The organism is Maribacter sp. MS6, assembly GCF_056839185.1.
On sequence record NZ_CM166389.1, the window covers coordinates 2967106 to 2982945 of the forward strand.

8 protein-coding genes are annotated in these 15840 nt (G+C 38.6%); 6 read left to right on the forward strand and 2 right to left on the reverse strand.

Annotated elements, in window-relative coordinates; translation table 11 throughout:
* Positions 1–113: 113 nt before the first annotated feature.
* Genes MS6x_RS12980 through MS6x_RS13005 form a run of 6 tightly spaced genes read left to right on the forward strand, consistent with a single transcriptional unit; the run spans position 114 to position 7290 of the window.
* On the forward strand, positions 114–566 hold the full coding sequence (locus MS6x_RS12980) for a MarR family winged helix-turn-helix transcriptional regulator (protein ID WP_482602711.1): 453 nt from the start codon (positions 114–116) through the stop codon (positions 564–566).
* Positions 567–587: 21 nt separating this feature from the next.
* Positions 588–1718 carry an efflux RND transporter periplasmic adaptor subunit gene (locus MS6x_RS12985; protein WP_482602713.1) on the forward strand — a complete coding sequence of 377 codons (1131 nt, stop codon included), beginning with the start codon at positions 588–590 and terminating at the stop codon, positions 1716–1718.
* A complete protein-coding gene (locus MS6x_RS12990; protein ID WP_482602715.1) occupies positions 1718–5020 on the forward strand; it encodes an efflux RND transporter permease subunit in 3303 nt (1100 codons plus the stop codon). The genes MS6x_RS12985 and MS6x_RS12990 overlap by 1 nt, the downstream gene beginning before the upstream one ends.
* Positions 5017–6384, forward strand: a complete 1368-nt coding sequence (locus tag MS6x_RS12995; protein ID WP_482602717.1) for a TolC family protein — start codon at positions 5017–5019, stop codon at positions 6382–6384. Before MS6x_RS12990 ends, MS6x_RS12995 begins: the two co-directional genes overlap by 4 nt.
* Positions 6385–6422: 38 nt before the next feature.
* On the forward strand, positions 6423–7094 hold the full coding sequence (locus MS6x_RS13000) for a hypothetical protein (RefSeq protein ID WP_482602719.1): 672 nt from the start codon (positions 6423–6425) through the stop codon (positions 7092–7094).
* Between the two features lie 13 nt (positions 7095–7107).
* Positions 7108–7290, forward strand: coding sequence for a CPXCG motif-containing cysteine-rich protein (locus MS6x_RS13005; RefSeq protein ID WP_482602721.1), 183 nt, complete (start codon positions 7108–7110; stop codon positions 7288–7290).
* Between the two features lie 298 nt (positions 7291–7588).
* On the opposite strand, the gene tamL is transcribed toward MS6x_RS13005, so the two are convergent.
* Complete coding sequence (gene tamL / locus MS6x_RS13010; RefSeq protein ID WP_482602723.1) at positions 7589–9916, reverse strand: translocation and assembly module lipoprotein TamL; 2328 nt, start codon at positions 9914–9916, stop codon at positions 7589–7591.
* Positions 9900–14921, reverse strand: a complete 5022-nt coding sequence (locus tag MS6x_RS13015; protein WP_482602725.1) for a translocation/assembly module TamB domain-containing protein — start codon at positions 14919–14921, stop codon at positions 9900–9902. Before MS6x_RS13015 ends, tamL begins: the two co-directional genes overlap by 17 nt.
* Between the last annotated feature and the right edge of the window lie 919 nt (positions 14922–15840).

Genomic DNA, 15840 nt, shown 5'->3' on the forward strand with positions numbered 1-15840 from the left:
CTCTCTATTGGGTCTTTTTTTGTTTAATGTTAATTATTTTGTATTAAACATTTTGTGAATAGTTTAACATTGGTTGCAGCTGCAACCAATTTGTTTTTCACTAGTTTCGCTCCGTGTTAAAATCCAACTTTGAAATAGATTTCGAAAATTCAATAGGGCCGTGGTTGGGTAGGACCATGAAAGTGGTTGATTACCACCTACAAGAGGCCTTTGATTCACAAGGATTGGATCTTACCAAGGAACAGATGGTAGTGCTAAAGACATTGCACGGACAAGACGGTATCAATCAGAACGAACTGGCGGGATTAACGTTTAGGGATAAATCTTCTTTGGCACGACTACTCTCCAAAATGGAAGGTAAAAACTATATCAGAAGGGTGCAAAGTGAAGAAGACAAACGAAACAACAACGTATCTATAACAGTAGAGGGAGCCGCCATATTTGAAAGAACAAGACCCATAATACAACGTATAATCGACACCATGGAATACGGTATTGATGAGCATCATAAAACCATGATGATTGACAATCTAAAAAAAATTCAAAAAAATTTTCAAACAAACTAGTATCCAAATAATTATCCAAGCATGAGAAACATTATTTTATCGGTCCTAGGTATCCTACTTATTGTTGGATCCTTTTTTATGGCAAAAGGGATTGTGGACAGTAAGAAGAGTTTTAGGCCCAAAGCCGGGAAAGTGGTTAAAACGGTCTTTACAGAAGTAGTTCAAAATGGGACTGTACCCATAGTAGTAAGCGCAAACGGTAACCTAACCGCCAAACAGAAAGTAGAGCTTTTCACAGAAGTTCAGGGCGTGTTCAATAGGGGCAGCAAGTTATTTAAGGAAGGTCAAGTGTACAGCAAAGGGGAAACGATTATTCGTATAGATGCTTCTGAGTACGCCGCAACCGTGCAGTCGGCCAAAAGCAACCTCTACAACGAACTAACCTCTATAATGCCCGATTTACGTTTGGATTATCCTGAAATATTTCCAAAATGGCAGGAGTACCTTAATGGCTTCGACATGGCGAAGAGTACGCCCTCGTTGCCTGAAATGGTTTCGGAAAGCGAACGTTTCTTTATTTCTGGCCGTGGTATTCTTACTAGTTATTACAATGTAAAAAATTTGGAGCAACGCCTATCAAAATATAGAATAACCGCTCCCTTTACAGGAGTATTGACCGAGGCTTCGGTGACCGAAGGCTCATTGGTTCGCGCCGGGCAAAAATTAGGAGAGTTTATCAACCCAGGAGTATATGAGCTAGAAGTGGCTGTGAGTAAAACCTATTCGGATTTGTTGAAGGTAGGAGAAAGTGTTGCACTAACCACTTTAGACGACCCTAAGGTTTATAAAGGAAAAGTGGCCCGTATCAATGGAAGGGTAGACCAAGCGACCCAGACTATAAAGGCCTTTATAGAAGTAAGCGATGAGAACTTAAAAGAAGGGATGTATTTAGAGGCCAACTTAGATGCAAAAACTGAGGAGAATGCAATCGAGATAGATCGTAATCTATTGATGGAGGGCAATCAAATTTTTGTCGTCCGCGACTCTGTTTTGGATGTTATTAACGTAAATCCGGTTTATTTTTCTAATAAAAGTGTGGTGCTGAAAAACGTTCCGAACGGAACAACCATCATGTCTAAACCGCTTATTGGCGCCTATACCGGTATGGCGGTTAAAAAGTTTACCAACCAACCGGAAAATACACAGGAATAATGCGAAAGTTAATAGAGTATTTTATACGATACCATGTTGCCGTAAACGTAGTTATTATTGCGTTTGCGCTATTTGGTATAGTAGGGGCGTTATCCCTAAAATCATCCTTTTTCCCGCTTACGGATTCTAAGAATATTTCAGTAAGTATAGCCTACCCCGGAGCATCGCCGCAAGAGGTTGAAGAAGGTATCGTTTTAAAGATAGAGGATAACCTTAAGGGTCTTGAAGGAGTCGACCGTGTCACCTCTACGTCTCGTGAGAATAGTGGTAGCATAAATGTAGAGATTGAAAAGGGTCGTGATATAGACTTTATGCTTTTGGAGGTTAAGAACGCTGTGGATCGGGTTCCAACTTTTCCTACGGGCATGGAACCATTAATTGTTTCCAAACTGGAATCCATAAGGCAAACGATTAGCTTTGCCATTAGTGGCGAGGAAATACCATTGGCAACATTAAAAAGTGTAGGGCGACAAATAGAAAACGATCTGAGAGCAATAGATGGTATCTCACAGATAGCTATTACGGGTTATCCGCAGGAAGAGATAGAAATAGCGGTTAACGAGAACAATCTTTTAGCCTATGGTATTTCGTTTACAGAGGTTGCCCAGGCAGTCGGGAACGCTAATATTCTTGTAACGGGAGGTACGATTAAGACCGATGCGGAGGAATATTTGATACGGGCTAATAATAGGTCTTACTACGGGGATGAACTATCCAATATAATTGTTAGGGCAGATGCCTCTGGTAGTACCATTCGTTTAAAAGATGTTGCCGAAGTCCGTGATCGTTTCGCCGAGTCCCCTGATGCTTCCTACTTCAATGGTAATCTTTCTGTAAATACAACGATTACTAGTACTAACACCGAGGATTTGGTAAGTTCTGCAGAAAAGGTAAAGGCGTATGTAAACGAGTTTAACGAAAAGTACAATAATGTACAATTAAATGTAGTATCGGACCTATCTACTACGTTAGTGCAGCGTACGGCGCTGCTCACAGAGAACGCTATTATGGGTATGATTCTCGTACTTATTTTCCTATCACTTTTCCTGAATACTAGATTGGCGTTTTGGGTTGCTTTTGGACTACCAGTAGCTTTTTTGGGAATGTTTGTATTTGCCGGATATTTTGATGTTACCATCAACGTTTTATCTCTTTTTGGAATGATTATCGTAATTGGGATATTGGTGGATGACGGTATTGTTATAGCAGAGAATATTTACCAGCATTATGAAAAAGGTAAAAGTCCGGTACAAGCTGCGGTAGATGGCACTATGGAAGTTCTACCTCCTATAATCTCAGCGATTATAACGACTATTTTAGCGTTTTCGATATTTTTGTTTTTAGATAGTAGGATAGGGGAGTTTTTTGGTGAGGTATCCGTGATCGTAATTCTTACTTTGGCAGTTTCCTTAATAGAGGCATTGATCATATTGCCCGCCCACTTGGCACATTCAAAAGCGCTTCAGCCTCCTGACGAAAAGCCTAAAAAGGGAATTGGCAAAGCCTTTGCCAAATTAAGAATCTTTAACGAATCTGGTGATAGGTTCATGTCTTGGATGCGCGATAAGCTTTACACTCCGGCTATCTTATTTGCGCTTAGAAACAAAATTTTGACTTTTAGTTTCTTTACTGCCGCCCTTATCTTAACCTTAGGGGCTGTTGGAGGAGGTATCATACGAACGGCCTTTTTTCCTAGAATTGCCAGTGACCGAGTTCAGGTAGAGTTGCAAATGCCAAATGGTACAAATGAAAAGGTTACTGACTCCATTATAAGTCTCATTGAAGAAAAGGCAGAAATAGTAAACCAAGAACTTACCGAAAAGTATTTTAAAGGAACGGATAAGGTACTTTTTGAGAATATGATACGCAGAGCAGGTCCCGGTTCGGCTGCGGCTACATTGACCATTAATTTACTGCCAGGAGAAGAAAGACCAGATGAGATTGCCTCGGATATGGTAACCGGTAGGCTTCAAGAATTGATGGGCCCGGTGGCGGGTGTGGAGAGTCTCATCTATGGTTCTGGGGGTAACTTTGGTGGTTCTCCTGTTTCTATCTCACTATTAGGAAACAATATAACAGAGTTGAAAGCTGCCAAAAAGGAGCTTAAAACTGCTCTGGAAAATAATGCATCGCTTAAGGATATTGCCGATAACGATCCTGCTGGTATAAAGGAAATACGTTTGGAGCTTAGGGAGAACGCCTACCTGTTGGGATTAGACCTTAGAAATGTGATGAACCAAGTAAGAGCAGGATTCTTTGGGACCCAGGCGCAAAGGTTTCAGCGCTCTCAAGATGAGATACGTGTTTGGGTGCGCTACGATAGGGATAATAGGTCCTCTATTACGGACTTGGATGAAATGCGTATCGTTACGCCTAGTGGTAGTCGTGTTCCTTTAAAGGAAATTGCAGCGTACAGTATTGAGCGTGGCGATGTCGCCATCAATAGACTGGAAGGAAGGCGGGAGATTCAGGTATCTGCGGATTTAAAGAACCCAAAAGATAGTCCTACCGATATCATGGCAGAAATCCAAAATGTTGTTTTACCAGAAATTTTATCAAAATATCCTACAGTCTCTCCCTCCTTTGAAGGACAGAATAGGGAGGTTGATAAGCTTACAGGTTCTTTAGAAGTAGTAGGATTATCCGTATTGCTTCTTATCTATATCACCATAGCTTTTACGTTTAGAAGTTTTAGCCAACCACTATTATTGTTAATTATGGTTCCATTTAGTTTAACCGCGGTGGCTTGGGGGCATTGGATTCATGATTTTCCTATCAACGTATTATCACTTTTAGGAATTATAGCACTAGTAGGGATTATGGTCAACGATGGCCTGGTACTAATCGGAAGGTTCAATACCAACCTTAGGGAGGGTATGACTTTTGATGCTGCTATTTTGGAAGCGGGTCGTTCAAGGTTTAGGGCTATATTTCTAACTTCGATTACAACGATAGCAGGTTTGGCTCCATTGATGTTGGAGACCAGTAGGCAGGCACAGTTTCTAAAACCAATGGCCATTTCCATTGCCTACGGCATAGGCATTGCAACGGTACTTACTTTATTGCTTTTGCCCTTATTTCTTTCCTTTGGCAATATTTTAAAGGCCAAGAGCGGCACGTTTGGCTCGGGTTATAAAATTACCAAAGAAGAAGTAGAGCGCGCCATTAAGGAAAAAAAGGAAGGGATGCATTTAGAAGGCAAACAATTAGGTATATCCCATGCCAGTACTAAAGAATTACCTGTGCATACGAACAATGGTAGCGAAACAGAAAAGAAATTAGAAGGAACCACAGTAGAATGATAAGATCAAGATCAATCGCCATATTTTTTTTAATGCCATTTACGGTGTTAATGGCACAAGAAGAACTACTTTCTAAAGAAGAAGCCGTTATTAAGGCGTTGGAGAACAATTTTGGTATTCAAGTGGCCAGAAATCAAGTTGAAATTGCAGAGAACAATAGCGATTTGCTCAACTCTGGATTTTTACCTACCCTAACGGGAAACGCGGGTGCCAATTACCAAAGGGACGATTCTACTTTTGAATTTCCTGGACAGTTTATTACGGATCCTGATACAGGTAATCCTGTACCTAGGCCTGATGCCAATTTATATAAAGCCGAAGCACAGCGCTATAATGCAGGATTAGTTGCGAGTTATACCTTGTTTGATGGTCTAGGCAGATTCTACACCTTTAAAAGTTTAAAGGAGCAATATCAGTTAAGTAGTCTTCAGGCACGGGAAACGATAGAAAATACAATCATACAGCTGTTTAGTGTGTATTTTGAGATTGCACGCCTAACAGAGAATAAAAACGTACAGCAGCAAGCTTTAGAAATCTCCAAACAGCGTATTACGCGGTCTGAATATGCTTTTGAATACGGACAAAATACCAAGTTAGATATTTTGAATGCCCAAGTAGATGTTACCAACGATAGTATTAACCTATTGAATACGAATCAACAATTGGCCAATGCGAAGCGTGATCTTAACGTAGTATTGAATCAAGATTTGAACGAAGTATATAGCGTAGATACGTTGATTACCTTTATTCCCAAGTTGAAACTTGATGAATTTATGGCCGAAGCTAGATTGAATAATGTGGCAATACTGCAAACGGAACGAAATTTAGCCATTAATGCATACGATATTAAGGTAAGTACTTCCGGTTACCTGCCAACATTAGACCTTACGGGTTCCTATGGTTGGAATTTAAATCAAAATGCACCAGGAGCATTTTTCCCGGGAGTAAATGTAAACAACGATAGGAATTTTGGACTAGGTGCGCGTTTAACGTGGAACCTTTTTGATGGTGGGGGAACCACGGTTAGGGTGCGGAATGCTAAAATTGCGTACAAAAATCAGGAGTTATTAAAGAAGCAGGTTGCAATGGAAGTAGATCGGGATATTCAAAACGCCATGGCTATTTACGATAACCGACTTAATATCTATAAGATACAGGAGCAGAATGTCCTTACCAATCAGAATAACTTTGAGCGGTCCAGGGAGCAGTTTCAGTTGGGTAGGATTACCTCTATAGAATTTAGACAGGCACAGATAAATCTGTTGAATGCCCAGACCAATAAAAATTTGGCAAAGTATGATGCTAAATTGTCCGAATTACAATTACTGCAGTTAACTGGGCAATTATTAAACGTAGAATTATAAATATCTAACAGACAGATTTATATTTAAATAAATAGAAAATGTACAGCGATAGAACAAAAAAGGAGTTGTTAGAAATTTTGGACCAGTACCACATGCTTACATTTGAGTCACAATTGAGTCTAAACGCCGAACTGGAATCCAGAGGGTTAGTAGTTGATAAGAGTGAACTAGAACTGGCCATTGAGGTTAAGGTTTCCCAAATAAACAACTTAGAATACCTAAATGACCTTGGGTTTGAAGCTAAAACCAACAATGGTATTTTAACTATCACCAGAACTTCAAATGCAGTCTTTGCAGATGTAATAGCGGTTATTTTTGGTGTGTTGGTATTTTTTGTAGGAGTATATGGGGTGGGTTCATTGGTTTCAATGTTCGTGAACGAGGAAGAAATAAATGTTTTTTCCTTGGCAGTAAATTTTGCCATGGCCAGCCTTGTTTTGTTAGGATTCAAGTTTTTTAATGGCATTAAGAGGCTTATCGATTTTGCCGGTTTTAGAGTGTCTAATCAAGATGGAAATATTACATTAAAAAAACGCTATGATCTTAAGTTAGAAGAAATAAAAGAGAAAGCTTCGGAACTGTTTTTAGAAACAGATGAAGAAGAACTTTTATTAAAGCTAGGGAATTATACTATACTTAACTCTAACGCAGAAAATTTAGTTCAAAGACTTACGTTGGAGCAATTGGCCAGTTTGCTTAGAAAAGGATAAACGAAGAATATTGATGTACGAACATTTTTTCCAATGCCCATATTGTTGGGAGGAGATTTCCATGTTGTTGGATACTTCCGTTACAAAACAAACGTACATTGAGGATTGCGAGGTTTGCTGCAGGCCCATAGAGGTTATGGCACAGTTTCAAGGCGATGAATTAGTTGCTTTTGATGCTGCTGATATTGGGCAGTAGGGCTGTTGTTTAAATCAAACATTTTCCACTAGTTTAGAATGAACTTAGTATTTCAACCAGATGTCATCTTTCCGTAAGGGATAAACCGGTTGCTGTTTCAGTTAGAATACAGCTTTAAGCGTTGTTAAACCGTATGCGTGTATTGTTTGTTCTACTTTAATGCAAAAATTCTCTCCCCGGCTTTGCTATTGGATAGTAGGTTTTACAAAATCTTTTATTGATTTTGAAATTTCTCCGGATTTTTTAAAGAATGGTGATTGAAAAATATACGTTATTCAACCAATTTAGATATGCAAATCTAAAAAGGATACCCTATCGCAAAGTTGAACATTAGGTTTTCATCTCCTCCATCAAAGAAGGGGATTCTACTTCTTTCATCCTCTGGTAAATAGGGAACACGCCAAGGCGATGCCACATCCAATCGGATTACAAAACTTTGAATATCTACTCGAAGTCCGAAACCAACACCGACGCCTAACTGACGTGCCCAATCAGAACCAAACGTTCCTTGAGAAACCAGCTCTTCATTAAATATTCTATTTGCTTCTGGTTCATCTGCCGGCAGTTCTATATCGTATGTTAACCACACATTTCCGGCATCTGCGAAGATTGCTCCTTTAAGATACGACCAGATAGGGAATCTATATTCAAGATTAGCTTCAAGTTTTAAATTACCAGATTGATCAAAAAATGAACTCGAATCCTCTCCTACAGAACGGAAAGACCCTGGTCCCAAAGCACGTATGGGAAAGGCACGCACACTATAAGGGCCACCGGAAAAAAACTGTTTTGTGAAAGGTAGCGTTATAGAATTACCATAAGGAAGTCCCCAACCTGCGTACAGCCTACTTACCAGAGTTTGCTCTTTACCCCATTTTAGGTAGTGTCTAAAGTCGGCATCTAATTTAGCATATTGGGCGTATTCAAGACCAAAAACCTGATTTCCTCTATTGCTCAATAGGCTTAGGGTATTCCCGGCAATATCCAGGTTTGTAGAAAAGAAAATAGGTTGGTTCTTGCTTGTATCTACTAACTCATTGTAGGTAAAGTTATAATTGAGTCCAGCTATAAACTGCTGCTCAAAACTATTTCTTAGGAACGGATTTTGTTCTAAAATCGTATCAAATTCTTCTGTAGTGTTCGCTAGGTTAGTATAGCTAATACTGATCGGGTTAAGCTCATGGTATACAAAACGGTTGGCATTCCATGTATAGCCAAAGATACTATTGACCGAGGTTAAAGTGTACAATTTGCTTCGATTCAAAAAATCAACGCCGATTCCGATTTTTGTTTTTGGAACAGAATATTTAAATCTACTTGGAGAGAAGGGAACTAGCCTTGGTAGGATCAATTCTGTTTTTAGGCCACCATTAACACTATTGAGGCCACTGTTGTTGCCCCCGTTCAATTGCGCTTCGTAGGAGAAACTTCCACTGATATTAAGTGTTTCCCCTCCATAAAATAGATTACGATTGCTATACGTTAATGAAATTCCAGGACCTGTAAAACCATTGGATTTTGTGATAGCCTGCAGTTCGGCACGTAACGCGCGTTTTTTTAAAGGTGATAAATAGATGTTTACATTCAAAAGATTGGTACTATCAGTTTTCAAGACTGAATCTGCTTCCTTAAACTGGATATTGGCATATTTGTAGCTTCCGATTGCAGATAAACGGTTACTAGTTAATTTAGAGGCTTCTGCGTCGTACAATTGTCCTTTTTTGAAAAGGATATAGGGCGCTAAGCGTTTAGGTTTAAAAAAATTATCGTCTTGTACGAATTCTATTTCTTTATAGTTTGTACGTAGTTGTTCCGTAGTGTCGTTCGTTATCTTATAGTTTGGGAACACCGTAATTTTATTTAAGGTGTAAGGAACTTTTGCCTTGGCAGGTGTTTCTTTTTTAAACCTTAGAAAAAGGTCAAAACGCTTGTTTTTGTATTGGTTTGTATCTGCTTCAAAAATAAGGAAATCAGGATTGAAATTATAATACCCTTTCTGTTTGAGTTCACGGTCAATACGCTCTCTCTCGAATTTTAATAAAGATAAATCAAAACGATTACCCTGCGTTATAGCCGATTTTTCCAAGGTTCTGTTTATGGCTTGGTATGCTTGTGAACTATCACTTTCTACACTGTAGGTTTGCAATTTATATGGTTGTGGCAGTTTCGTTACGTATGTTATGGATGCCCCTTGGTTACTACTATCAATTTCATGCCCAACAGTGCTATAAAAGTAGCCTTTGTTGTCTAGCCGGTTACGCATTAAATCTTCTATACGCTGCGTGTTCACAGCTGATAAGTAAACAGGTTCTTCACCGAATTTCTTATTAAGCCATTTGGTAACGAATCCTGAGTCACCTTTTTCGACCTTGTAATGATAATAAAGTGGCAGCCTCATGCCAAGAAAAGTGGAGTTTGGTTCTGGTTTCAGCGTAGATAGCAGCTCTGTTCTTGCCTCGCCTATGTTTCCTATACTGTCGTTTTTCTTTATACTAATACTCGCTCCTTCGTATAGTATTTCATTTTCTGGAACAAAACGCTGTATGCCACATGCCTGCACCAGCAATACTAAAAATAGCAGGTGCAGGTATTTACTATTGTTCTTTGGCCTACTCCTCAATTTCATTCTTATTACGTTTAGGAAAATCATTTTTGTTATCTAATTTTTCCTCCGCAGAAAGCGTGTTTTGTTCTACAGGATTAAATAATTCGCTAAATCTATTGAACTCCCTATTGAAGATTAGTGCAAGTCCTGTAACAATTAGTTGTCCGTCTATTACATTTGTATATTCACTTTTGCGATACCCTTTTAAACGGTATCTGCCGTTTTGGGTCAAAAGATACTCCAAACTTACATTGCCTATAATCGGACTTTCTTCTTGTCCTGCCTGTGCGCTACCCTCCACATCTATAGCGCTACCTGCTGTTACAATTAATCGATCGTTGAATAGCTTTTTACTCGCATTAATGTTTAGTTGGGTGCGATCTTGAGCACTTTCACCGGTGTAATCGGTAAAACTATCTAAATCAAAATCTAGTTCAAATCCACTATTGCCCAATACTTTGTCCGAGAAGGTATTTAGCTCGCCCGAAAGCACTTTATTTACGTTATTTCGAGCCAAACCTGCCGCACCACCGCTACTACCATCGCTAACGGTATTCGGAAAAAAACGGTTCAGTGCCAAAAGAGAGAATACTTGCTTGTTTAGTTCTGCTTCCTGTGCGTTCAATTGCTGTACTTTACCATATACCCCGCCCCCTAATTCTCCTTGCGCACTTTCGGGAATTCCTAAATCAAAAGACAATTCGGGAGCGGTAATTTCGCCATCTACGTTTAAATACACCAAAAAGGGCATCACTTGTTGGTATTTTGATGCTAGACCAGCTTCAACGCCCGAGGTTTCGGATGCCATTAAAGGAGCTGCAGATGTTTCTAAGCTATAAATAGCAGTAACGTCCAGTTTTGCGTCTAAAGGGTCGCCTTGCCAGGTAATAGTGCTTCCAGGCTTCATATCGAATTTTCGGGAAACCAGGTTGTACAAACTAGTTTTGTAATAGCCTTTGGCTAGCTCGTAACGTCCCGTGAGCCCTACCATGCCATTTGGGTTCAGGTTCAGGTTTAGTGCTGCCTCTCCTGCCACTTGTAGTACATCATCTGTTTTTTCATCTAGTATTAAGGTAAACGAGGCTTCCTCGGCGATTTCTATAACTAGGTTCGCATCCAAACCAAGAAATAGCGATGGGGTATCGTTTTCCTGATTATTGGTTAGAATGGCATCTGGATTTTCCCGGTTTACGAAAATCACTACACCATCCCGTTCCTCTATATCCAACTGCTCTTCAGGAAGTACGTAGGTAAAATCGGTTACGTCCCTTAGGCGAACCTTACCGTTTAACTTAGGTAAATTTAGATTTCCCTTAAGGGTCACATTGGCGTCAATACTGGCGGTACCATAATATAGCGCATTATCTTTTGCCGTTGAATTCAATAACCCGAATCTTTCAGTTTTAATGTTTAAATCGAAGGATGGGTTCAATGTATTCATAGTGCCAATCTTTCCGTCAATAGTAAAGGAGCTGCCTTTCGCGTCTTTTATTTCAAAGTTGTTGAGCGCAATTGACGTCTCATCTATTTCTACGGTCTCGTTATCTACCTTGAAAGAGGTACTTAGCGCAGTAAAGTCGAGGCTGGTATTGTTAAAAGAAAGATTACCTTCATAAATAGGGTTGTTCAGTGTTCCTTGTAGCTCTATCTGTCCGGATAAAAAACCAGCCGGGTTTTTGACCTCTTCACTAAAAAATCCGATCACAACGGCTGTCTCCAGTTTTTTTAAATCCAAATATAGGTTAAGGCTAGGCCCATTTACAGTTGCCTTGTAGTTGCCGGTAAGGTCCATATCAACTGCACCATCTTTCAGGGCCAAGTCAATGCTATATTTGGAAAGCTCTTGCGAGAAAGCATTTAATGATAGATTGCCGAGTCTATTTTCTAGAATTCCCAAATCATTAATTTTAATTTCCGCAAGGATACCCCCAGCATCAAATGGGTTTTCTGCTATTAAGTTCCCATCCACGATGCCGGTTCCGAGTGATTCATCAGGATTTAAGAGACTTAAAAACGTTTGTAATGTAAAGTTTTTGAAGCGAAGGCCAATATGGTTGGACTTTACAGTTGGTAGGGAATCACTAAGTTCAATTTCTTGATTGTTTCTGGAAAACAGTACATTGGTAAAGCCTAGAAAGTTTTTGGTGTAGGCGATCTGGTTGTTTTTGGGAATAGACCACTGTTTCTTATTTAATAGAAGTTTTTCTGGCTTAATTTGTAAGGTTAGGGTATCGTTACGAAACTGCATTTCAGAGGCAATATGGGCAAGCTTTTCTTGGTCGTCGAACGAAATGAAATCCAACTGTAGTTTTTTGTTGTTAAGTACTCCGTCAAAATATGTCTTTTTTATCAGGAGGGGATCGTAACGCAGGGCATTTATCCCAAAGGAGAATCTTAAATCGTTCGCATCTCCGTTAATGCTTAAATTAAGGCTATCTACGGTACTTCCATTATACGCTGCATAGGGCAAATGGAGTTTGGCCTGCAAGTCTCTCTTGGCCGAATCAAAACTAGCATTCAAGGTTATGGTATCCAAGCGATCTATACCTTTAAAAAACACTTCGGTCAATATTGGTTTTGGTGTAAGATTCGCGTTCAAATTCACCAAAATAGGTTTTGGTTGAGAAGTAAATTCGGCATCATCAGTAAAATAATTTTCAAATTGAATCAATAGTGCTTTGCTGATTTGGTCGGGACTACCATTGGCCTTTAAATCACCGTTAAGAAAATCACTGGTAATATTTGCTTCTGTGGTATTTTTGCCAACGGATGCCAAAATATCGATAGCTCCGGTTTGAAACTGGTTATTTTCGATTACAGATATACCTTCTGTAATTTTACCAGTGATGGTATACGTTTCGGGCGTGCCCAAAAATGACGCCTTTATGTTGGCTCCCACCCGTATATCGTTTTGGGTAATTGCCAAGGCGTTTAAATTTGCACCTATTAAGTCTATGGTGGTTTCAATGTTATAAGGTGAGCTGTCTAATTTCAGCGCTGTTAGAGAGGTAAGGTTTATATTTTTGTCTTTATAGTCTAAAGTAATTTTCCCTGTTCCTTCGTTTATGTTGGCATTAGCAATTCCATCGACAAACAAGTAATCGTTCCAATAAAATTCTGAGATGGTTGCTTTTAAGTTACCCTCAAGGGTTTTTAGGTTCTTACCCTTTAATTTTAAATCAACAGTTAGGGACAAATCCTTAAATTGAGGATTGTTCAGCAAGCTGCCAAGCTGTAAACTATCGACAGTGAAAAGACCCTCTATAAATGGTATGTTGGTTAACCCGCCGCTACCATTAAAGTTAATGTTCCCCATAGAAGACGCCAGGTTTATGCTGGCGTTTAGATTTTTTAGTGATCCTGATGCGGTGCCAAATAATTGTAATTGTTTTGGGATTGTGAAGGTCGGGTCCTTTAGCGCCGTGAATTGATTAAGGTCAGATTGACCTGTGGTAGCTACTATAGAATCAAAATCTACACGAAGAGAATCGATATATGTGCTATTGAAAACAGTTCCTGCTAGTCTAAGGGATGTTCGGGAACCCCAATTTACCGCTGTATTGGTAAGTGTAATCTCATCCAATGTTCCCTTGGCGAATAGCTGCCCTTTAAATGAGTCTTTTGAAATCTTTTTGAATACCTCATTTGTTTTTAGTGCCGGTTCAAATACATACAAATCACTGCTGTCGAAGCTAAAGAAAGGTATATCCAAGTCCACGAGTACATTTTCGGGGGAATCTATTAAACTTTGTACGGAGGAATAATTGAGTATTGCCTTCCCATTAAGACTGCTCCTAGATGTCTTGATAACAAGATTTGATACACGAAGTTCATTTTCATTCAAATCACCTTTTAGGGCCAATTGATTCAGATTTAGGCCGCTGCGCTCTTTAAAGGAAAACTCTTTGACATCTAAGTTGACTTTCCGAGGGGAATATGAAACAGTTTTTGCACTAAATGCTATTTCTGAAAAGTCGAAATTATTAGGGTTAAATTTATGTTGAACCGTATTAATTGCTTTATTATTAAATGAAAACTGATTGTTGTTTAAACTAAGGTTCGTTGCGTCGATAGTATATTTAGGCCAAACAAATTCATTGGCATTATTTGGGGACAATTCTTCCGAACTATTTTTAGTTTCTTCAGGTAACTCAAGCAGCACTTTTGAGTTTTGCAAGGACAATCCATCTATTTCGTAGCTATTCGTGTCTAAATCGATTTTTGGTAATGCTAGGTTAAGTTGCCCAAGGGTAATATCAGCTAACGTCCCGTTAGGAACGGAATGATAATGAGCAGTAACATTTTCCGAAGCTATTTTAGAAAACACCAGTTTTGGAAGTTTGGATGAAGCATCTTCATTACCATCGGGTAGCGGTTTGTTCTGCACATATGAAATTGAACTATTGGTTAATTTTAGCAGATTTACATGAAACAGAAGCTCGGTAATATCTATTGTTTCGAATTGCGCGTATAAGCTGCCAATAGTATTTTTACTAGCAATACCCAATAATGAATCCATGTAATTCACGTTGAAATCGGTAAGGGAAACACTACCGATTTCAACGGATAGTGGCGCTGTGGTATCTTCGGATTGCTTTTGCGCAGGTGCTAAAAACGCATCTAAAAGGAAGGAATAATTAAACGTTTCTGTATGCTTAGATCTGTTGACTTTTGCGACCACTCCATTCCATTCCAATTCACTTATTTTTAATTTATTATCCAAAATAAGGGACGAAATTGCCACATCTGCCTGGAGGTTTTTAGAGTATAAAAGGGTATCTTTTTGTAAATCTTCCAAATACAAACCTTGGATTTCTAAATCGCCCGAAAAAGTGATAAAGAGTTTGTCTACACTAAAATTTGTTCCTGTTTTTTCCGTAACAAAAGAAACAAGCCTGTCTACGATTATATTTTGTCCCCATGGGCTTCTAATGAAAAGAATTAGTAGTATTACAAGAAGGAACAGCCACCCAACCAATTTTAGGGAGCGCTTTAAAAATCTGTTTGTACGTGTTTCTTTTTTCATTACTAAACAGCAAAGGAAGGAATTAATGCCATGTTACGTTTATCTTTTATATTAGATTTAGCTATTTGCTTTATGGTTATTGAATTCGTTACCATTTTAATTAAATGGGTTACAATGTTATTTTAATACTTCTTTATTTGCTTTACTATTAATGGCGGCTGAATTATGCTTCCCTGGTAATAACTAATAATAATTAAGTAGTATATGAGTCTTCCATTGCGTAAAAGAAAAAAAAGAAAAAGGAGAAGATATAATTTATTCATAGTTATTGTACTTCTGATAATTATCATCACAGCGGTACTGGCACACCTGTAATGGCTTATTTAGTACTTTCTATTTGAAAAATTATCGCCTCCTTTTTTAAATCCAATTGTTTAGTAACTCAGATTTTATAGCTTTTTATCTTCTTCATCCTATTTCAATACCATAAATATCGAGCACACGGCTAAAAAGGATTGCCATTATCGCATAAAAAATTGAACTGATGAAACTAAACAAGTATACCTGCCAAAAGCCAATAGGGATAATTGCTAGCTATATCATCCAACCTTCTAATTTGCTCTTAAATTTGAAAGGAAATACTTAAAACTGTAGAAGTACAACTTGCAATCAAAGTAACCTATCTGCCACATTAATTTATTTTTAAGGAATTACAATTCGTTGAAGCCATCATAGGACAACAAAACCTTTGAATCGGATTCTTGAAAGTCTTCAGAAATTTACAGAAATTAATTTAAGTATTGTTAAAATGCACAACGACAAAGGAATATATAAATCGTAATTCTATAGGTTGCACCAATTAAAAAAAACATTTGAATGAGGTTAAATCACGACAGCATTATCAATACATACATCGCTATCTAATGAGAATTTTACTTTCTGAATTTTTGGGAGGGGGGTATGCTTTTAAACAGATAAA

Excerpts from the sequence above, each read along its gene's own strand:
- MS6x_RS13015 (WP_482602725.1), bottom strand. The coding sequence starts at position 14,921 with ATGAAAAAAGAAACACGTACAAACAGATTTTTAAAGCGCTCCCTAAAA.
- MS6x_RS13005 (WP_482602721.1), top strand. The coding sequence starts at position 7,108 with ATGTACGAACATTTTTTCCAATGCCCATATTGTTGGGAGGAGATTTCC.
- MS6x_RS12985 (WP_482602713.1), top strand. The coding sequence starts at position 588 with ATGAGAAACATTATTTTATCGGTCCTAGGTATCCTACTTATTGTTGGA.
- MS6x_RS12990 (WP_482602715.1), top strand. The coding sequence starts at position 1,718 with ATGCGAAAGTTAATAGAGTATTTTATACGATACCATGTTGCCGTAAAC.
- MS6x_RS13000 (WP_482602719.1), top strand. The coding sequence starts at position 6,423 with ATGTACAGCGATAGAACAAAAAAGGAGTTGTTAGAAATTTTGGACCAG.
- tamL (WP_482602723.1), bottom strand. The coding sequence starts at position 9,916 with ATGAAATTGAGGAGTAGGCCAAAGAACAATAGTAAATACCTGCACCTG.
- MS6x_RS12995 (WP_482602717.1), top strand. The coding sequence starts at position 5,017 with ATGATAAGATCAAGATCAATCGCCATATTTTTTTTAATGCCATTTACG.